Source organism: Klebsiella sp. R445 (genome assembly GCF_051131755.1).
Lineage (GTDB): Bacteria > Pseudomonadota > Gammaproteobacteria > Enterobacterales > Enterobacteriaceae > Klebsiella > Klebsiella lignicola.
The window spans coordinates 3,694,991-3,715,065 of sequence record NZ_CP180446.1 but is presented as its reverse complement, the minus strand read 5'-3'; the positions used below and the strand labels follow the sequence as shown (position 1 = coordinate 3,715,065).

19 protein-coding genes are annotated in these 20,075 nt (G+C 54.5%); 7 read left to right on the top strand and 12 right to left on the bottom strand.

The features are described from left to right. Nucleotides 1-84 precede the first annotated feature (84 nt). The 5 genes from sspB to zapE all read right to left on the bottom strand — a co-directional run bounded on the left by sspB (nucleotide 85) and on the right by zapE (nucleotide 3,788). Nucleotides 85-579, bottom strand: a complete 495-nt coding sequence (gene sspB / locus ACMYSN_RS17410) for a stringent starvation protein B (RefSeq protein WP_462495597.1) — start codon at nucleotides 577-579, stop codon at nucleotides 85-87. A gap of 3 nt (nucleotides 580-582) precedes the next feature. Beyond that, nucleotides 583-1,221, bottom strand: coding sequence for a stringent starvation protein SspA (gene sspA / locus ACMYSN_RS17405; RefSeq protein WP_123756284.1), 639 nt, complete (start codon nucleotides 1,219-1,221; stop codon nucleotides 583-585). A 312-nt stretch (nucleotides 1,222-1,533) separates the two neighbouring features. Continuing rightward, nucleotides 1,534-1,926 carry a 30S ribosomal protein S9 gene (gene rpsI, locus ACMYSN_RS17400; protein ID WP_003025138.1) on the bottom strand — a complete coding sequence of 131 codons (393 nt, stop codon included), beginning with the start codon at nucleotides 1,924-1,926 and terminating at the stop codon, nucleotides 1,534-1,536. A 15-nt stretch (nucleotides 1,927-1,941) separates the two neighbouring features. After that, entirely contained in the window at nucleotides 1,942-2,370 is a 429-nt protein-coding gene (gene rplM, locus ACMYSN_RS17395; protein ID WP_123756283.1) for a 50S ribosomal protein L13, read from the bottom strand. 290 nt (nucleotides 2,371-2,660) lie between these two features. After that, nucleotides 2,661-3,788 (bottom strand): cell division protein ZapE, encoded by a 1,128-nt coding sequence (gene zapE / locus ACMYSN_RS17390; RefSeq protein WP_123756282.1) that lies wholly within the window; start codon nucleotides 3,786-3,788, stop codon nucleotides 2,661-2,663. A gap of 190 nt (nucleotides 3,789-3,978) precedes the next feature. Between zapE and zapG the strand changes: the two genes are divergently transcribed. The 3 genes from zapG to degS all read left to right on the top strand — a co-directional run bounded on the left by zapG (nucleotide 3,979) and on the right by degS (nucleotide 7,064). Next, nucleotides 3,979-4,377: a Z-ring associated protein ZapG gene (zapG, locus tag ACMYSN_RS17385; RefSeq protein WP_123756281.1), complete on the top strand. Its 399-nt coding sequence runs from the start codon at nucleotides 3,979-3,981 to the stop codon at nucleotides 4,375-4,377. Between the two features lie 173 nt (nucleotides 4,378-4,550). Further along, nucleotides 4,551-5,918 carry a serine endoprotease DegQ gene (degQ, locus tag ACMYSN_RS17380; RefSeq protein ID WP_462495596.1) on the top strand — a complete coding sequence of 456 codons (1,368 nt, stop codon included), beginning with the start codon at nucleotides 4,551-4,553 and terminating at the stop codon, nucleotides 5,916-5,918. Nucleotides 5,919-6,005: 87 nt separating this feature from the next. Beyond that, nucleotides 6,006-7,064: an outer membrane-stress sensor serine endopeptidase DegS gene (degS, locus tag ACMYSN_RS17375; protein ID WP_462495595.1), complete on the top strand. Its 1,059-nt coding sequence runs from the start codon at nucleotides 6,006-6,008 to the stop codon at nucleotides 7,062-7,064. Between the two features lie 58 nt (nucleotides 7,065-7,122). Here degS and mdh read toward each other — a convergent pair whose 3' ends face one another. Continuing rightward, a complete protein-coding gene (mdh, locus tag ACMYSN_RS17370; RefSeq protein ID WP_123756278.1) occupies nucleotides 7,123-8,061 on the bottom strand; it encodes a malate dehydrogenase in 939 nt (312 codons plus the stop codon). 415 nt (nucleotides 8,062-8,476) lie between these two features. Here mdh and argR point away from each other — a divergent pair, with 415 nt between their 5' ends. The 3 genes from argR (at nucleotide 8,477) to yhcN-B (ending at nucleotide 9,933) form a co-directional block, all read left to right on the top strand. Further along, the gene (gene argR, locus ACMYSN_RS17365) at nucleotides 8,477-8,947 is read left to right on the top strand and encodes a transcriptional regulator ArgR (RefSeq protein WP_041147448.1); all 471 of its coding nucleotides are present in this window, start codon (nucleotides 8,477-8,479) and stop codon (nucleotides 8,945-8,947) included. A 353-nt stretch (nucleotides 8,948-9,300) separates the two neighbouring features. After that, nucleotides 9,301-9,564, top strand: coding sequence for a peroxide/acid stress response protein YhcN (gene yhcN / locus ACMYSN_RS17360; RefSeq protein ID WP_123756277.1), 264 nt, complete (start codon nucleotides 9,301-9,303; stop codon nucleotides 9,562-9,564). 102 nt (nucleotides 9,565-9,666) lie between these two features. Beyond that, a complete protein-coding gene (gene yhcN-B / locus ACMYSN_RS17355) occupies nucleotides 9,667-9,933 on the top strand; it encodes a DUF1471 family stress response protein YhcN-B (RefSeq protein WP_123756927.1) in 267 nt (88 codons plus the stop codon). A 50-nt stretch (nucleotides 9,934-9,983) separates the two neighbouring features. On the opposite strand, the gene ACMYSN_RS17350 is transcribed toward yhcN-B, so the two are convergent. The 4 genes from ACMYSN_RS17350 to aaeX form a co-directional block, all read right to left on the bottom strand. Then, nucleotides 9,984-10,259, bottom strand: a complete 276-nt coding sequence (locus tag ACMYSN_RS17350; protein WP_123756276.1) for a barstar family protein — start codon at nucleotides 10,257-10,259, stop codon at nucleotides 9,984-9,986. 154 nt (nucleotides 10,260-10,413) lie between these two features. Beyond that, nucleotides 10,414-12,381 carry a p-hydroxybenzoic acid efflux pump subunit AaeB gene (gene aaeB, locus ACMYSN_RS17345; RefSeq protein ID WP_462495594.1) on the bottom strand — a complete coding sequence of 656 codons (1,968 nt, stop codon included), beginning with the start codon at nucleotides 12,379-12,381 and terminating at the stop codon, nucleotides 10,414-10,416. A 5-nt stretch (nucleotides 12,382-12,386) separates the two neighbouring features. After that, nucleotides 12,387-13,319 (bottom strand): p-hydroxybenzoic acid efflux pump subunit AaeA, encoded by a 933-nt coding sequence (gene aaeA / locus ACMYSN_RS17340; protein WP_462495593.1) that lies wholly within the window; start codon nucleotides 13,317-13,319, stop codon nucleotides 12,387-12,389. A gap of 7 nt (nucleotides 13,320-13,326) precedes the next feature. Beyond that, entirely contained in the window at nucleotides 13,327-13,530 is a 204-nt protein-coding gene (gene aaeX, locus ACMYSN_RS17335; protein WP_041147453.1) for a p-hydroxybenzoic acid efflux pump operon protein AaeX, read from the bottom strand. 130 nt (nucleotides 13,531-13,660) lie between these two features. Here aaeX and aaeR point away from each other — a divergent pair, with 130 nt between their 5' ends. Continuing rightward, entirely contained in the window at nucleotides 13,661-14,590 is a 930-nt protein-coding gene (gene aaeR / locus ACMYSN_RS17330; protein ID WP_123756273.1) for an HTH-type transcriptional activator AaeR, read from the top strand. Between the two features lie 82 nt (nucleotides 14,591-14,672). Here aaeR and tldD read toward each other — a convergent pair whose 3' ends face one another. Beyond that, the gene (tldD, locus tag ACMYSN_RS17325; RefSeq protein ID WP_123756272.1) at nucleotides 14,673-16,118 is read right to left on the bottom strand and encodes a metalloprotease TldD; all 1,446 of its coding nucleotides are present in this window, start codon (nucleotides 16,116-16,118) and stop codon (nucleotides 14,673-14,675) included. Between the two features lie 132 nt (nucleotides 16,119-16,250). Further along, on the bottom strand, nucleotides 16,251-20,048 hold the full coding sequence (gene yhdP, locus ACMYSN_RS17320; protein ID WP_462495592.1) for an AsmA2 domain-containing protein YhdP: 3,798 nt from the start codon (nucleotides 20,046-20,048) through the stop codon (nucleotides 16,251-16,253). Nucleotides 20,049-20,075: the final 27 nt, after the last annotated feature.

Sequence of the window (20,075 nt, the reverse complement as noted above, 5' to 3'; positions counted from 1 at the left end):
CCACAAGAATTCCCTGTGGGCGGCGTAGATAACAGAACAGGCCCCGAAGGGCCTGCAATCTGGCATCCATAACCTGCTGGATGATTATTTCACGACGCGTAACGCCGGACGGCCACCGCGCGGCGGCGGCGTATCGTCAGGGTCATCGTCATGATTGTCCGGTTTGTCGCCGTCAATCACCGACATCACCGTCTCGTTGTCATTGCTTACCGATGCGTCGTCATCATTCAGCGTCGTGACGTCTTCATCGTAGGCCGCTTCAGGCTCGAACATGGTACCAGCACCGTTTTCACGGGCATAGATAGCCAGTACCGCAGCCATCGGCACGGAAACATTGCGTGGGACACCGCCAAAGCGCGCGTTGAAACGCACTTCGTCATTAGCCAGTTCCAGGTTCCCCACGGCACGCGGCGCAATATTCAGGACGATTTGCCCATCGCGCGCGTACTCCATCGGCACCAGTACGTTGGGTAATGTCACATCGACAACCAGATGTGGCGTCAGCTGGTTGTCCAGCAGCCACTCATAGAACGCCCGCAGTAAGTACGGGCGACGCGGCGTTAGCTGCGATACATCCATCGGTTAGCCTCGACCGAGTCGCATTTCACGCTCGGGTTCAGTTAAGGAAGCGAGGAAGGAATCACGTTCAAAGACGCGAGTCATATAGCCCTTGAGCTCCTTCGCGCCAGCACCAATAATTTCCACACCGAGAACCGGCAAACGCCACAGCAGCGGTGCCAGATAGCAATCAACCAGGCTGAACTCATCGCTCAGGAAGTAAGGTTTCTGGGTGAAAACGGGTGCAATCGCCTGCAGCTCTTCGCGCAGCTGTTTACGCGCGGTTTCAGCCTGGGCAGCGGTACCGGTCTGAATGGTGTTCATCAGCGAATACCAGTCTTTTTCGATGCGCTGCATGTACAGACGACTTTCCCCACGCGCAACCGGATAGACCGGCATTAACGGTGGGTGCGGGAAACGCTCATCCAGATATTCCATAATGATGCGGGATTCCCACAGAGTGAGCTCACGATCCACCAGCGTAGGTACGCTTTGATTCGGGTTGAGGTCAATCAGATCCTGAGGTGGGTTGTCCTTCTCCACGTGCTCTATCTCAAAACTAACACCTTTTTCTGCCAGCACGATGCGGACTTGGTGGCTATAGATGTCAGTAGGACCAGAAAACAGCGTCATTACCGAACGTTTGTTGGCAGCGACAGCCATGAAAACCTCCAGGTATATTCAGAATTTTTGTACTGCTACCAATCACACAGGATTGGCCAGATGTAAAAACCCCAGTAGCGTGACGTCATTCTCGTTTGGGTAAAATCACAAAAATGAACGATCACCAGCATTTGGGCAGAAAATTGGATGATAGTTTACCAGATCTTGAAGGCATTGTGGTGAGGGGATTCTGGAAATGCTGAAAAAGTGGAAAGAACAGGTGGTTTTCGGAGGGAAAAAGCCAGATTTCTGCATAAAAAAACCCGCCGAAACGGGTTTTTTCGCAAATTGTTCTGCGTGAGCAGAAAACAATTAACGTTTGGAGAACTGAGGACGACGACGTGCTTTACGCAGACCGACTTTCTTACGTTCAACCTGACGAGCATCACGAGTAACGAAACCAGCTTTACGCAGTTCGCCACGCAGGGACTCATCATACTCCATCAGAGCGCGGGTGATACCGTGACGGATCGCACCAGCCTGACCAGAGATACCACCACCTTTAACAGTGATGTACAGATCCAGTTTCTCAACCATGTCGACCAGTTCCAGCGGCTGACGAACTACCATGCGGGCAGTTTCACGACCGAAGTACTGTTCCAGAGAACGCTGGTTAATAACGATTTTGCCGCTGCCTGGTTTGATGAAAACGCGAGCTGCGGAACTTTTGCGGCGACCAGTGCCGTAATATTGATTTTCAGCCATTGCCTATAATCCCGATTAGATGTCAAGAACTTGCGGTTGCTGTGCCGCGTGGTTGTGCTCGTTACCCGCGTAAACTTTCAGCTTACGGTACATAGCACGACCCAGCGGGCCTTTTGGCAACATGCCTTTAACCGCGATTTCAATCACACGCTCAGGACGGCGAGCAATCATCTCTTCAAAGGTCGCTTCTTTGATACCACCGATGTGGCCGGTGTGATGATAGTACATTTTGTCTTCGCGCTTGTTGCCGGTTACAGCAACTTTTTCTGCGTTCAGAACGATGATGTAATCACCGGTATCTACGTGCGGAGTGTATTCCGCTTTATGCTTACCGCGCAGGCGACGAGCCAGTTCAGAAGCCAGACGGCCCAGAGTTTTACCGGTCGCGTCAACAACATACCAGTCGCGCTGTACGGTTTCTGGTTTAGCTGTAAAAGTTTTCATTAAAAGCTTACCCAAATAATAAGTTACACGTTGGTGAACACCCAAACGTTTAGTCAGTTGAGGTTCACGCGACATTGTCCAGCAAACCTACCCCTTCGAATAGCCTATGCCGGCACTATAGAAAGTTTTGGGAAAAAAACCTTCTTGTAACGTGGGGTCGCAAGATTATAGAGAAGTCGGGAACAAAGGTCGACCCCTTTATGTGATTAGAAGCAGGTTTTTTCGCCGGTGTCATGCCGTTCTCTTCTGCCTTTCCCTCAGGCAACGCGGCATAAGGGAAAGGTTGTTAGTCAGGGCATATGCGGGCGTTTCAAATATTCTTCGCTTTGCATTTCCTGCAGGCGCGATAAGCAACGCTGGAACTCAAACTTCAGGCGCTCGCCCTGATAAATGTCATGCAGCGGAACCGCGGCGCTGACCACCAGCTTGACGTGGCGCTCATAGAATTCATCCACCAGCGCGATAAAACGCCGGGCTTCACTCTCCAGCAGCCCGGTCATCACCGGGACATCAAAGAGCATCACGGTATGGAACAGGCGCGAGAGCGCAATGTAATCGTGCTGGCTACGCGCATCCACACACAGCGTGGCAAACGAGGCCGCCAGCGTCTGGTTTTCGACGCCAAGCGTCGGCAGCATACGATGGTTGATCTCCAGCGTCGGCGTCTGCTCGCGTTTAGCCCCCGCCAGCGCCAGCCACAGTTTATCCATCTGTTCTTGGGTCTGCGTATTGAGAGGCGACAGCCACAAATGGGCCTGGGTTAAGGTACGCAGGCGGTAATCAATACCGGCATCGACGTTCATAATGTCGCAGTGCTGTTTAATCGCCTCGATGGCAGGCAGGAAGCGAGCACGCTGCAGCCCGTTGCGGTACAGGTCATCCGGCGGAATGTTCGAGGTCGCCACCAGCGTAATTCCACGGGCAAACAGCGCTTTCATCAGCCCGCCCAGCAGCATCGCATCGGTAATATCGGAGACAAAAAACTCATCGAAGCACAACACGTCAGTTTCCGCCTTGAAGCGGTCAGCGAGGATCTCAAGCGGATCGCTGTGCCCCTGCAGGGTGATGAGTTCCTCATGCACACGCAGCATAAAGCGGTGGAAGTGCAGGCGCTGCTTACGCTCGCCCGGTAGACTTTGGTAAAACAGATCCATCAGCCAGGTCTTGCCCCGGCCTACGCCTCCCCACATATAGAGGCCGCGCACGGCAGCGGTATCAGCGGTAGGTTCACGCTTGCCCAGCAGCTTGCCGAATTTTGCCCGTAAACCGCCGCTTTGCGGTACCGGAACGGGTTTATTCTGCAGTTCATGATAGATGGTATCAAGGCGGCTCACCGCTTCTTGCTGGACATCGTCGGGTTGGTGGCTGCCCTCTTTGAGAGCGAAAAGGTAACGCGATGTTGGGGACAGGCTTTGCATGATCTAATTGTTATTCCTTGAAAACCGTAATGCTGAAGCTCACGATTGACGAAAAAAAGGCCGTTCTACACTACGCGATGATACGCCAGGATTCCACTTCTGTGGAATTAGCGGTTATAGTGGCACTATCGGGCGCAGGCGGAGAGCCTTACAGCCACCCTACGGAACCACAAAACAACGGGAGATGTACATGACCTGGGAATATGCGCTAATTGGGCTAGTTGTCGGTATCATCATCGGTGCCGTCGCCATGCGTTTTGGCAACCGCAAATTACGCCAACAACAGGCGCTGCAGTTCGAGCTGGAAAAGAATAAAACAGAGCTTGAAGAGTATCGTGAAGAGCTGGTCAGCCACTTTGCCCGCAGTGCAGAACTGCTGGATAACATGGCCGATGACTATCGCCAGCTGTATCAGCATATGGCAAAAAGCTCCAGCAGCCTGCTGCCAGACACCATGGCGGACGCAAACCCGTTCCGCAACCGTCTGGCTGAATCCGAAGCCGGCAACGATCAGGCGCCGGTCCAGATGCCGCGCGACTATTCTGATGGCGCGTCCGGCCTGCTGCGCGGCGGAGCAAAACGCGACTAATCTCTCCCTGACCGCAAAAATATTATCCGGGCGCGTTCCCTGCGCCCGTCTCAACCCTGCATCCCAGCTATTATTTAACCATTGACCGCATTGTTAGCGGGTCAAAAATTCAATAACATCAGACCATTCGGGACGCATTTCCATACACCTCAGGTTACGAGAGCCAGCATCAGATGAAGAAACAGACTTTGCTGTTGAGTGCATTAGCGTTAAGCATCGGGTTATCGCTGTCGGTTTTACCTACGGCTATGGCATCGTTACCCACCCAGATTCCCGGCCAGGGCGCACTGCCAAGCCTTGCCCCCATGTTAGAAAAAGTGCTGCCAGCGGTGGTAAGCGTGCAGGTTGAAGGGACCGCCGCGCCTGCACAAAATATGCCGGAAGAGTTGAAAAAGTACTTTGGCGACAATGTGCCGCAGGAGCAGGCTCAGCCTTTTGAAGGCCTCGGCTCCGGCGTCATCATCGATGCCGAAAAAGGCTATGTATTGACCAACAATCACGTGATCAGCCAGGCGCAGAAAATCAGCGTTCAGCTCAACGACGGTCGTGAGTTTGACGCGAAACTGGTCGGCAGCGACGACCAGAGCGATATCGCGCTGTTGCAAATCCAAAAGCCCAGCCATCTGACGCAAATCGCCATCGCCGACTCTGATAAGCTGCGCGTCGGCGATTTCGCCGTGGCCGTCGGCAACCCGTTTGGCCTTGGCCAGACCGCGACCTCAGGCATCGTCTCGGCGCTGGGCCGCAGCGGGCTGAACCTCGAAGGGCTCGAGAACTTTATCCAGACCGATGCCTCCATTAACCGAGGTAACTCTGGCGGGGCCCTGCTGAACCTCAACGGCGAACTGATTGGTATCAATACCGCGATTCTGGCGCCGGGTGGCGGCAGCGTCGGTATCGGCTTTGCCATTCCGAGTAATATGGCCCAGACCCTTGCCCGGCAGTTGATCCAGTTTGGCGAAATCAAACGCGGCCTGTTGGGTATAAAAGGCATGGAAATGAGTGCAGATATCGCCAAAGCGATGAACATCGACGCTCAGCGCGGGGCTTTCGTCAGTGAAGTCCTGCCGAACTCAGGTTCGGCCAAAGCCGGGGTGAAATCTGGCGACGTGATTGTCAGCATGAATGGCAAACCGCTTAACAGCTTTGCCGAGCTGCGCTCGCGGATCGCCACTACGGAGCCGGGGACCAAAGTGAAGCTGGGCCTGCTGCGTGAAGGGAAGCCGCTGGACGTTGAAGTGACGCTGGATAAAAGCACCTCCTCGACCGCCAGCGCCGACCTCATCATTCCGGCACTTCAGGGTGCGTCACTCAGTGACGGACAGATGAAAGACGGTACGAAAGGCGTCACCGTCGATAGCGTAGATAAAGGAAGCCCTGCGGCTCAGGTTGGCCTGCACAAAGATGACCTGATCATCGGCCTGAATCGCGAACGCATTCAGTCCATCGTCGAGCTGCGTAAAGTGCTGGAGAGTAAACCGGCCGTTATTGCGCTGAACGTCATGCGCGGGAACGAAAGCATTTATCTGCTGCTGCGTTAATGCGGATTTCCGGACATCGCCTGCCGTGCGATGTCCGGATAACTCGTGCTATGCTGCGCATGTCCATCCATTAACGATATCTGCATCATGCCTGGAAAGTTACTACGTTCTGTACTCATCGGTTTGATCGTCGGCGGCCTGCTGCTCGCCGCGATGCCTTCTTTGCGTAAGTGGCATCTGTCGACGACCACCCAGTACGATAGCGCGGACGAATCGCCCGCCAGCTATAATCCAGCCGTCCGCCGTGCCGCACCGGCGGTGGTAAATGTCTATAATCGCGCGTTGAATGGCACCAGCCATAATCAGCTCACCCTCGGATCCGGCGTTATCATGGATCAGCGCGGCTACATTCTGACCAATAAGCACGTTATCAATGATGCCGATCAGATCATCGTCGCCCTACAGGACGGCCGGGTCTTTGAAGCGTTACTGGTGGGTTCCGATACGCTAACCGACCTCGCGGTCCTGAAGATCAACGCCAACGCCGGCCTGCCGGTTATCCCGATCAACCCTAAGCGGGTACCGCATATCGGTGATGTGGTGCTGGCGATTGGTAACCCCTATAACCTTGGGCAGACGATTACTCAGGGCATTATCAGCGCCACCGGTCGTATTGGCCTGAACCCTACCGGGCGCCAGAATTTCCTGCAAACTGATGCTTCCATTAACCACGGTAACTCCGGCGGCGCGCTGGTGAACTCGTTGGGCGAGCTGATGGGCATCAACACGCTGTCATTTGATAAAAGCAATGATGGTGAAACGCCAGAAGGGATCGGCTTCGCCATTCCGTTCCAGCTGGCCACCAAGATTATGGATAAGCTTATCCGCGATGGTCGGGTGATCCGCGGCTATATCGGCATCAGCGGTCGTGAGATTGCCCCACTGCATGCGCAGAGCGGCGGGATCGATCAGCTGCAAGGGATTGTGGTCAATGATGTCGCCCCAGATGGCCCGGCAGCACAGGCCGGGATCCGCGCCAACGACGTGATCGTCTCCGTGAATGACAAGCCAGCCGTCTCCGCACTTGAGACCATGGATCAGGTCGCGGAGATCCGCCCTGGCTCAGAAATTCCGGTGATCATTATGCGTGATGACAAGAAGATCACTCTGCATATTGCCGTTCAGGAATACCCGGCCACCAACTAGCAGACATAAAAAAACCGGAGCTGCTCACTCGCTCCGGTTTTTTTAATCCATCACACGCTTATTTGTTGACGAAATCTTCGCCCATGGCGATATCTTTCTTCAGCGTATCCAGCATCCCTTCCAGCGCCTGCTGTTCAAATGCACTGAGCTTACCGATCGGCTGGCGTTCCTCAACACCATTTTTACCGAGCAGCAGCGGCTGGGAGAAGAAGCGCGCGTACTGACCATCGCCTTCCACGTAAGCACATTCCACGACCCCTTTTTCGCCTTGCATTGCCCGCACTAAGGACAAGCCGAAACGCGCGGCCGCCTGGCCCATCGAGAGCGTCGCCGACCCGCCGCCGGCTTTGGCTTCCACCACTTCGGTGCCGGCGTTCTGGATACGTTTTGTCAGATCGGCAACTTCCTGATCGCTAAAGCTCACGCCCGCAATCTGGGACAGCAACGGCAGGATCGTCACGCCGGAGTGGCCGCCAATCACCGGGACTTCGATATCTGATGCCGATTTATCTTTCAGCTCAGCGACAAAGGTGTTCGAACGGATGATGTCCAGCGTGGTCACGCCAAACAGTTTGTTCTTGTCGTAAACGCCCGCTTTTTTCAGCACTTCTGCCGCAATGGCCACCGTGGTATTCACCGGGTTGGTAATAATGCCGATGCAGGCCTGCGGGCAGGTTTTCGCAATCTGTTGTACCAGATTCTTCACGATACCGGCGTTCACGTTAAATAAATCGGAGCGATCCATGCCTGGCTTACGGGCTACGCCAGCAGAAATCAACACGACATCCGCCCCGACAAGTGCTGGAGTAGCGTCTTCACCGGAGAAACCTTTAATTTTCACATCGGTAGGGATATGGCTAAGATCAACCGCCACGCCCGGTGTGACCGGAGCAATGTCGTACAACGAGAGTTCTGAACCTGAAGGCAGTTGGGTCTTAAGTAGTAGGGCAAGCGCCTGGCCAATTCCACCAGCAGCGCCGAGGACTGCAACTTTCATCCTAAACTCCTTATTATGGTTAATATCGTCTTTCGTTATTCCGTCGCCTGGACCTTAATTCACAAGATAAACAATTACAATCAGTATGGTTGAATAATGCGGACTGTTGCGCAGTGATGCATCAGCTTCGCATTTTCATCCTTGAGGGTGACTACCCGGCACAATGCTTTACCGGGTCGACTATTGGTTACAATACACCCAGCTTGCTCGGCAAAACAACATCATTCTCATAACATTTAATTTACTTTTACAGCGATTTACGGGCTGTGATGAAGGCATGTTCCTTCGCAGGGTTATTTGCTAAAATATGCCCCCTTCATAACATTATTTACTTTATCCCCCTGCGGATTATTTGCATAAAAATTCATTCCTATGCATAATGATGTTGTTTTTACCACCATAATTTGGGTGACTTATGCGAAGTTCGGCAAAACAAGAAGAACTGGTTAAAGCGTTTAAACTGCTGCTTAAAGAAGAAAAGTTCAGCTCTCAAGGCGAGATTGTCCAGGCGCTGCAGGAAGAAGGTTTCGATAATATTAACCAATCGAAAGTCTCCCGCATGCTGACAAAATTTGGCGCGGTGCGTACCCGGAACGCCAAAATGGAGATGGTCTATTGCCTGCCTGCCGAGCTTGGCGTCCCGACAACCTCCAGCCCACTGAAGAACCTGGTCCTCGACATCGACTATAACGATGCCGTAGTGGTGATTCACACCAGCCCGGGTGCGGCGCAGCTGATTGCCCGCCTGCTGGACTCCCTCGGCAAAGCGGAAGGTATTCTCGGCAGTATTGCCGGCGATGACACCATCTTTACCACCCCGGCCAGAGGATTTACCGTCAAAGATCTGCACGACGCGATTCTGGTGCTGTTCGAACAAGAACTGTAAGCCCCTTCCCTCTGGCGCCCGCCAGGGGGCTCATTTAAAAACGCAGCATTTCTTTAACATTAAGTGTGGTTTTCCGCCTCTATACATTCCTTTACCGAATGAGAGAGTCTAAAACGCACAAAATATCAAATTCACCTATCTATATGATTTTATTCGCTATAACACCTGGTCATGGCGAAAAAATGACATTCCTAATACTTATACGTTATAAAAACGACAATTCCTTGCAATTATTTACTCATAAAATAATTAGCACGGTATTAATATTTTCGGTGATTAGTGTATACTTGATTTTGTGATGAGGGTCACGAAACGAAGAGCCCTCAATAATAAGATTCGACGAGGTGAACATCATGAAAATCAAAACAACTGTCGCTGTACTCAGCGTTCTGTCGGTTCTCTCCTTTGGCGCTTTCGCCGCTGACTCGATTAATAGCGAGCAGGCGCAAGGCCGCCAGTCAATCGGCACGGTTTCCGTCGGTGCGGTGAACGCATCCCCGATGGATATGCATGAAATGCTGAATCAGAAAGCTCAGGAAGAAGGTGCTTCTTCCTACCGCATTATCGAAGCCCGCACCGGTGACCACTGGCACGCAACGGCTGAGCTTTATAAATAAGATTTAACGATTGTCGGTTATTAACTGAATACGAATTTCCCCAGCGGCCCAGGTTCATACGACACCTCCCGCCGCTGCAACATTATGGTTGGAGTAAAGATTATGAAAAGTGCAATGATCATCGCATCCCTGGGCCTGGCTTCCGTTCTCTCCTTCGGCGCGAATGCTGCCGTTAATCAGGTCAGCGCGGAACAAGCTCAAAATCTACAGTCTATGGGTACCGTGTCTGTTTCTCAGGTAGGCAGCGCCCCGATGGATATGCGTCAGGAACTGGCGGCGAAAGCCGAGAAAGAAGGCGCAAGCAGCTACCGTATTATTGAAGCCCGTACCGGCGATAGCTGGCACGCTACAGCTGAGTTGTACAAATAAACCCTCGTCGTCTAGTCCGACGACTTGCCCCCGCCCTGTCGGGGGCTTTTTTATGCCTGTCTGGCATTAAAGCGTAGCTCCCCTTCCAGCTCTTCTTCCGCTTCATCAAACAGCAATATCAACGCCCCAAAGCGCCGACGCTGCTTATCACTCAAGTGAATAAACTCAATCTCCAGCGGCAACGGCAGCAGTCCTCCGGTTACTACTTCCCACAAAGAGTCCAGATTATTCACCTTGTCACGATTGAGCGTGAAGGTCCGTGAGAATTCACGATAGAAATCCTGCTGTTCGGCTATATCGTCGAAATCAAAGGTATAGATAGTCATCGCCCGCACCCTGTCAATATCGCGCTATTGTCACCTGTCCCGATACTCTTTCTGCGCCGGGTTTTCCACCCGCTCTCCTGTACAGAACGTAAACGTCCTCGACACTTAAGTATAGTGATAAAAAAACCGACGCTTCAGGCGTCGGTTCAGAGGGTTAGCTGTTGGTGAGAGCTTGTTGGTATTTACGCAGCATCTCCACCAGCCTTCGTACGGGTTCGGTCACCTGCGGTGACGCTTCCCAGAGCTGCAGTTTTTCCTGATAAACGTCCAGCTCCTCTAACAAGCGAGCGAAATAGCGTCGCCGCTTATCATCATTACTGGCGGACATCACATGATCGGCAGTACGCCGCAGCTGACGGTGGAATGCCGACAGATCGTCGTTCACCGGTACCGGCGCATCCCGTAAGCGTTGGTGGGCGATAATCAGCGTTAACGCCAGGCGAAAGCGAGCTATATCCCCGGGGAATTTATTCAGCAACAGGAACAGCTGCTGATACAGCGCGGGCAGGTGGTTCTCTTTGCGCCGCGCGGTGTTGGTCGTCAGCGATGAAACCGCAGCCGACACAAACTGATTAAGCAGCACACGTCCGGTACGCGCTTGCGAATTATCCCGCACTAGCAGAATCACCATCAACGCCAGGAAACAACCGACGATCTGCCCCAGCGCGCTGTCGAGAAACTGGCTGAATTGAAACTGCATCGGGTTGTCCAGCACCAGGATGTTGATGGTGCTCGCCAGCGCCCCCAGCGATCCCAGCCGCCGTTTTTGGACTTCAATACCAATGAAGAATGCCATGGCCGCGAGGCTGAGGCACAGCAACAACATGCTTTGCTGCGTGGCGGGCATAATCACCAGGAAAAATAGCGCTCCGAGCGGTAAAGCGGCCAATGTGCCATACAGGAAGTCAATCGCCACCATCCTCGGATTAGGCAAACGCATGGCCAACGACGTGACCACCGCAATCATCACCATCGCCCCGCTACCGGAGGTCCAGCCGGTCCACAGCCAGAACAACGTGCCCAGAATGCAGGAAATAGAAGTACGCCAGAAGTTGACCATCGCATGGTGATGTTCAGCGGACCCCGCCTTTATCACCACTTCGCCCTGCAGCACGTCATCTTCAATCCGGCTGATTCGGGTATTGCCCACCACCCCGCGCTTCAACAGCAAATAACGCGTCGCGGCGCCTACCCAGCTGTAGATCGTAACCGGCGTATTGTGTTCCCCTTTCCAGGTCAGAAAGCGGCGCATTCTTTTCAGTTGCCGGTGGACGTCCTGCACGCTCTCTACCGGTTCGGCAAACAGCTCACGATAATCATCGGTCACCATTTCCGGGCGCGAGTTCTGGATAAGGTAGGTTTCACAGGCTTGGGTAATCAGCGTTAACGAGATGGTATTGATTGCCTTCAGCCGCTGGTTGACCTTCGCCCAGCGCGATGACTCCATAATCAGGTTACTGCGCATCCCTTCCAGCGCGCTGGTCCGGCGCACCAGCGCCCCCCAGGCTTTATCGACCACTTCGCTGTCGCCATGCGCTACGCACAGCTGCATCAGCCGGTACTGATCGACCAGCAGGTTATCCAGCTCGAGATCGATCTCTTTCTTAATCGAACGCGGGGAAAATAGCAGGTCAGCGATGATCGCGCTGACAATCCCCACGACAATCTCGCTGCATCGTTCAACGGCGAACTGCGGCGCCAGCATCGGATCGGTGTGGATGGTGATGATAATGATAAGTGCGGTATAGCCCGCCAGCCCCCAGGCGTAGGAGTTTTCGACCCGCACCAGCGAGGAGATCCAGGTACAAAATCCCGCCCACAGGCAGCACACCAGCATCATCAGCAGCGGCGCGCGAATCATCAAAATAATAATCGTCAGGGCGGCGATACACCCGATAAAGGTCCCGGCAATACGCAGCATGCCGCGATAGCGGATAGCGCCAGAGTAAGGTTCTCCTCCGGCGGCAAACGCGGGGCCGGCGGTCACAATCGCCGCGGTCAGCACCGCCCAGCGTGGCGTTTCCAGCTGAAAGTGGAAACCGACAAACAGCGCCAGCACGACCGCACAGGATAGTTTAACCGCGAAGCGAAGATGCCGGGATGCAATGGTGAAGATGCCCATGGCGATTAACCAAACTCACGCAGGCGCATCGCCAGTTTCTGGAAGAAGTTAGCCTGGCTGGTATCGCGGTCTTCCTTACCGGTAATCACCACCGTTGCGGTCGTCCCGGCAGGCCACAGATTGCCCTGCTGCTTGTCGAGACGAATACGCACCGGGACACGCTGCGCCAGGCGCACCCATTCGAGGTTGGAATCCACAGAGGCCATCCCTTTCGCATCGACGCTGCTGCTGGTGTTGGTCACCCCGGCGGCAATACTGTCTACCGTCCCTTTAATGGACAGGCTGCTGCCCAGCGGGGTGATTTCCGCACGGTAGCCCTGGCGGACACCTTCCAGCTTGGTCTCTTCGAGATAGGCCACCACGTAGAAGGTGTTTTGTTTAACCAGTGCCACGGCGGTAGAACCGCGGGTAATAAATTCGCCGTTGTAGACGTTGAGGTTGGTCACCCAGCCATCGGCCGGCGCGCGCACCACCGTACGTTCAAGATCGAGTGCCGCCAGGTCGCGGGTAGCGACCGCTTTCGCCAGTTGATGCTCTACCGTTTGTAAGACGTTGTTGGCCTGGTCAATCTCTTCACGAGACATGGCCTGCACACCCAGGCGGTTACGACGGCCGGCTTCAACACGCTTTTCCTGAGCCAGCGTCTGGTAGTAGGAGACGTCTGCCTGCGCTTCGGCGAGGGCTTTCTGGTAACGCGGCTGGTCGATCACAAACAATATCTGGTCTTTCTTAACCAGCTGGTTATCCTTGATATTTACCTGTGAAATCAGCCCTGAGACATCAGGGGCGATGGCCACGATATCGGCACTAAAGCGTGCATCACGCGTCCAGGGAGAGGCAGTGTAATAGACCCAGGCGCGAAAAATCGCGACAAACGCCAGGATAACCAGTATCACAGTGATTGCGGTACGGAAGATATTTCTTGTTAGTGTTTTCACATCGACCTCAAACGAACAAACGCGATATCAGATAAAAAAGGCAGCAATATAACGCGGTATTGAAAAGTGCAGGATGCCAGACAAAATCATAGATGCCGGTGGGAACCAGCAGCCGATGCACCAGCCAGAAAACGGCCAGCGATATTAGCAATTCAAAGAAGATCGGCGGAAATGACAAGCCGAAAATCACGATGACAGGGAACAGACTCATGATGACCTTGATAAGAAGCGTACAGGTGGTAGCGTGAAGCGTTTATTATTTAGCTAACAATATAGTAACGTAACCATTGCAGCATGATCTATATTATGTGATCTAAATCACTTTTAAGTCAGAGTGAATAATGGAACGATTAAAACGCATGTCCGTTTTTGCCAAAGTGGTTGAACTGGGTTCATTTACCGCCACGGCACAGCAGCTTCAGATGAGTGTCTCTTCCATCAGCCAGACTGTCTCTAAACTGGAAGATGAGCTACAGGTGAAGCTGTTAAACCGCAGCACGCGCAGCCTGGCCTTAACGGAAGCCGGTAAGATTTATTACCAGGGCTGCCGCCGGATGCTGTTCGAAGCCCGTGATGTCCACGAGCAACTCTACGCATTTAACAATACGCCTATCGGTACGCTGCGCGTTGGCTGCTCTTCAACTATGGCACAGAATGTCCTCGCCCACATTACTGCTGGTATGTTGAAAGAATACCCGGGTTTATCAGTCAACCTGGTCACCGGTATCCCGGCTCCGGATCTGATCGCCGACGGTCTGGATGTGGTGATCCGCGTTGGGGCGTTGCAGGACTCCAGCCTCTTTTCACGGCGCCTTGGCTCAATGCCGATGGTGCTCTGCGCGGCGAAAAGCTATCTGCAGCAGGCGGGGATCCCGGAAAAACCCGCCGATCTCGCCAGCCACTCATGGCTTGAGTACAGCGTGCGCCCGGATAATGAGTTCGAAATTATCGCCCCGGAAGGGATCTCCACCAAACTGATCCCGCAGGGCCGCTTTGTCACCAACGATCCGATGACGCTGGTACGCTGGCTGACCGCCGGTGTCGGGGTGGCCTATGTGCCGCTGATGTGGGCGATCGAGGAGATCAACCGTGGCGAGCTGGAGATCCTGTTACCCAGCTACCAGTCCGATCCTCGCCCGGTGTATGCGGTGTATACCGAAAAAGACAAGCTACCGCTGAAGGTGCAGGTGTGTATAAACTCGCTAACGGAGTATTTTGTCGAAGTGGCGAAAATTTATCAGGGCATGCACGGCCGCGGAATCGCCCGCTAGCGCGAACAACAGAAAGGTGAAGCGATCGGGAATCGAGGGGCAGGTTGCGCCTCCGCACGAAGCGGAAGCGCAGTGACGACACTCAGGCGGTTCCGCCGACGGTGAGGTTATCCACTTTCAGCGTCGGCTGGCCAACGCCCACCGGTACGCTCTGGCCTTCTTTGCCACAAACGCCGACGCCACTATCCAGTTTCAGGTCATTACCAACCATCGAAATCTGCTGCATGGCTTCAATTCCGGAGCCGATAAGGGTCGCCCCCTTCACCGCTTTAGTAACCTTCCCTTTTTCGATCAGGTAGGCTTCAGAGGTGGAGAACACAAACTTACCGGAGGTAATATCCACCTGGCCGCCGCCAAAGTTTGGTGCATAGATACCGTAATCCACCGATTCGATAATCTCCTGCGGCGTTGATTTCCCTGCCAGCATGTAGGTATTGGTCATACGCGGCATCGGTAAATGCGCATAGGATTCGCGACGGCCGTTACCGGTCGGCGCAACGCCCATCAAGCGCGCATTGAGTTTATCCTGCATATAACCTTTAAGGATCCCATTCTCAATCAATACGTTGTATTGACCTGGGGTCCCTTCATCATCCACCGCCAGTGAACCACGACGATTGGCAATGGTGCCATCATCCACCACGGTACAGAGTTCTGACGCCACCAGCTCCCCCATATGGCCGCTAAAGACCGAGGTGCCGCGACGGTTGAAATCACCTTCCAGACCGTGCCCTACCGCTTCATGCAGTAACACGCCAGGCCAGCCGGCGCCAAGTACCACCGGCAACATGCCAGCCGGTGCCGCAACGGCTGACAAGTTCACCAGCGCCATACGCACCGCTTCTCGCGCCCAGGCATCCGCTCGAACATCGCCATCTTCGGAGGCCAGGAAATAGTCGTAACCAAAACGACCGCCGCCGCCGCTGGAACCTCGTTCGCGTTTGCCATCATCTTCCACCAGCACGCTGACGGACAGGCGCACTAACGGGCGAACATCCGCCGCCAGCGTTCCATCGGTCGCCGCAACCAGAATCAGTTCATAGACACCGCTCAGGCTGGCAGATACTTCCTGCACGCGCTTATCGGCAGCACGAGCAACTTTATCGACGCGACGCAGAATATCCAGTTTCTCTTCACGGCTCATGCTTTGCAGCGGATCGATACTGGTGTACAGCGAGCTGTACTCTACCGCGCCCAGGGTGTGTACTTTGCCATCACCGCTGTCGCGCACGATGGTACGGGCCGCCTGCGCGCTCTGTTCCAGTGCCAGTCGGCTGATTTGGTCGGCATAGGCGAAACCGGTTTTCTCACCGCTGACCGCACGCACGCCGACACCCTGGTCAATGTTATACGAGCCATCTTTAATGATGCTGTCTTCCAGAACCCAGGATTCGTGATAGCTCGACTGAAAATAGAGATCGCCGTAATCAAGACGGCGCTCGGCCAACTGGCCAAGAATGGCAAAAAGATCCTGATGGTTCAGGCCATTTGCCGACAGTAATTGTTCACTTACCAGGTTCAGACTCATCGTTTGCTACTCATATGTTGTCGCGTATCAGGCGGAAGAATATACCCTAAATCGTTCAGGCTGCAGCCTGCAGCGATAGCGGGTATAAAACGCTATCTATTGAGATTGCGATAATTCCCCGTAATCGTCAAATCATTGCTTTTTGTCGCTGCGCGCCTGGCGCAGAACTTCATTAATTTGCGGCTGGTCGATAGGACCGGTGATGCGATAACGCAGGATCGACACTTTGTTCCACAGCGGCCCCAGCACCTTACTGGCAGCAAAGACGGCAGCGCCGACAATCGGGTTAATCACAAACGCAGTTGCCACGCCGACGGTAGCGGAGATTTCCGGCGCCACCACCGCTTGCAGATCGAGCTCGCGTCGCACCAGATCGACCGAGCCTCTCATGGCAATATCCGCTTCAAGGCCATCGACCAGGGTATCGTCAGTATTCAGCACGCCATCTTTAATCCATGCCGTGCTGTTGATTGAATCGAAATAGAAGCCTTCGCTAAAAGTATCGCTAAAGTCGAAACGCAGCTTGCGCAGCAGCGCGTCGACGCTCAGCAAACGCAGCAGCTGACCGGCGTGGCCAGTGCTGATATCGGTAAACTCGCCTTTCCCAAGGTGGCTTTTCAGCACCCCGTTAAGCGACGCCACATCCGGCTGCCACGGCGGCGCGCGCCAGTGTAAATCGTAGTCGACATCAAACGACGAGCCTTTCACCGGCGTGGAGATACCGAAGAAGCTCACGAAAGCATCCGTTTTGTTGCCGTGGAGTTTGCCCTTCAGCGATGTCCGCACGCCGCCGGGCGCATTCACCCACACGCCTTCAGAGGTGAGGCGGCCAAAACCGGTGTCCACCAGGCCGTTATCCAGAGACAGGGTATCGCCTTTAATGGCGAAATCGCCATCGATGCGCCCGTACTTCTGCCCCCATAACCAACACTCCGCGCAGCGGAGCTGGAGATCGGGCCAGCCGCGGAAATCAAGGCGGTTATCGGCAAGCGGGGCGCTGATCGTGGTGTCAGCGGACTTTTGGGCGCTGGTCGGGTTGTAATACAGATAGCGAATGGCTGCCTGCCAGGGCGCATGGTCGCGCATCGTCAGAGTGGCGTTGATTTCCCGCCCCTGGGCTTCCACCTTCGAGCCGCCCGCATCCGGCTGGCTCACCAGGCTGACGTTGTTCCAGCGTTGACCGGCGAAGGTCAGCGACGGCGTACGTAACGTAATGCGCTGCGGGAAGACGATATTGCTGCTGACTTCATTGACGGCGCCCCCCTGGAACAGAGCCAGCCACTCAGCGCCATCCATCGGCGGCATATTCAGCTCAACCCCGGCCTGATCTGGCAGCGGAGAAATCGCCTTGCTATCAGAAGTTAAAATAGCGCGATCGAGAGTCAGCTTACGGTTTAGCAGCCAGCGGCTGTTGAAATGATTTTTCCCGCCGATGGTCCCGGTCAGTTCAAAGCTGTTTAACCCGCCTTCGGCATTAATTTTCACCGGCAGCGCGACGCCCGCCGGTTTATCCACAGGAGAAGGTAAGTGGCTACTTACATTTTTCAGGTCGCCGCTGATATCGACTTTATAGCTCGCGCTCCCGCGATACGGCAGCTCAATCGCCACCTTGCCTTCCCACGGCACGCTGCCGCTCAAGGCGTCATCGACCGCTTTTGGCAGCAGCCCCGTGCGTGAAGGCTGCCAGTTGGCGTTCATTCCCACGTTTACTTCAAAGGCTTTTGGCCCCTCGGTAGTGGAAAAATCGACATTCAGTGGTTGATTGAACCAGTTGGCTTTCAGGGTATCGCTTTTCAGATCGCCATTCACAAAGCTGAATTTACCGTTGAGGTCTTTCAACGTCGTATCGATTGGCTTGATATACAGATTGTTATTGGCCAGTACCACATCGCCTTTGGCGGTGGTGAGCTCGCCGTCCAGCGGAATATCAAGATGTAAGCGAGCGCTCACATTCCCATCTAACTGCAGTTCATCCAGCGCCGATCCCAGCGTATCTTTCAACGGGGTCTCTTTGAAGTACGGGCCGACTTCTTTCCCCGGGCCGTTCACATCGGCATCGATAAGCAGCTTTTCCCGCGAATAATCCGGGATGGCGGCATCAAGGTGAGTGGCGGCAACTTTACCCAGCATCACCTTATCGGACTTCATCCATAAGCCGTTGTTGATAAAGTCGAGGTTGATATCCAGCCCGGTCAATGCCGGCCAGTCGGGTTGAAAAGCAAAGGTGGCGTTGGTTAATGGCACCGACACCTGGAACTGGCCTTCGTTATGAAGGTACGGGAACAGATGTGGATTGCCGCCGTATACCAGGGTGGCGTTAGTCGCATTGCCCCCTTTAATCGCGCCGCTGAGATAATCCACCAGCGCTTTCCCCATCAGGTTTTCCGGGAAATAGCGCCATGCCTGGCCGCCGTCGTTGGTGCTGATCCCTGCCAGAATACCCAGCCACGGCTCATCGTCCTGCGGCTGTAGATAACGGAACCCGCCGCGGGCGCGTACGCCGGTCGCCTGCACGTCGATATTGCGCCCGTCGAGCATGAAGCCTTTGTCATTCTTCACCCAACTGAGGGTGGCATCGCCTTGGGCAATTTCCAGCGGCGCACGGAAGACCGTGGCATAGGGCATTTTTGCATCCGTCATACTGGCATGCAGTGCGCCGTTCTCCACGCTACCGGCTGCGTTTCCGGAGAAATGCTCGGCCCCTGGTAACAGCTTCCACTGTTTCCAGGAGAGATCGCTCCAGCGTGCCTGAAAGCGGGACTTATCCGCCGCCTGCAGCGGAATATCCAGCGCCAGAACATCGATGATGCCCGTAGGTTGCGTGGTCCGCCAGATGTCACCCAGCGCCGGAGCTAACTTATCTGCAAAAGGTTGCAGCCCGACCAGGCCATTCAGATCGAGATTGCTGGCGCGGATACGCAGTTCATCACTACGTAAATGGTCATCGCCACCCACGTCCTGCGCCGGGATCCACGCCATCGCCAGCGCGCCGCGTGGCCAGGCTTTACCATCTATCGAGATACGGGTATCCGGGATATGAAAACCCCAGCCCTGCTTCTCACGGAAGATTTGCGCCGTCAGGTTATCCACCGTCAAATGATGAGGTTCGCTATCGCCCTTCCAGCTGGCGCCGCCCTTTTTCAGCCAGACGTCGCCCCCGGCGATGTCGCCTTTGTCGATGTTCATCCAGCCTTCAAGGCTAAAGCGCGCGTTTTGTAACGCGATATTGTCCTGCATCCAGCGCCCGAGCCACGGCTTAACGTCAATGTCGTCGGCTTGCAGCCACACCCGCCCCTTGTTGAGCAAACCATTTTCATCACGCAGGTCCATACGCACCTGCATCACCCCATGCTGGCCGTTCAGGCTGGAGAGGCTCAACTGACCTTCCGCACGGTGGCGATTATTCGTATTCAGCCAGGTGAGCTGGGGTATGGCTAACTCTGCACGCTGGCCGGAAATGGTCACAAAACTCAAATGACTGTCGCGCAGGATAAAGTGGTCGAACTGACGCAGGAACAGATCGCCAATATGGTCGGTTTTCAGGCTATCGCCGCCATCATTGGTCTGGATCGGTGAATTGGTATGGACTTTTAATTGCCAGAAAGTGAGATCGCGGAACTGCCAGCGCATATGCAGCAGGCTTTGCCAGACATCCAGTGCCAGGGTGACACGTTTGGCAGAGAGCTGACCGCCATCTTTCAGGCCAGCGCTGATATCACGCACATCGAGGGCCGGGCCAAAATTCTGCCAGCTGGCTGTCAGCTGTGAGGCATTTACCGGCGTGCCTGACATCGCGGAGATTTTTGCCAGCAGCTGTGGGCGCCATGCATCCAACTGCGGCAGCACGAGACGCAGGCCACTCACCAGCAGAGCGACGACAACAGTCAATGTTGCCGCGGTGAGCAGTAATATCCCGGGCAGTCGTCTCACGCCTCTCTCCTTGTCAGACTTTTACAC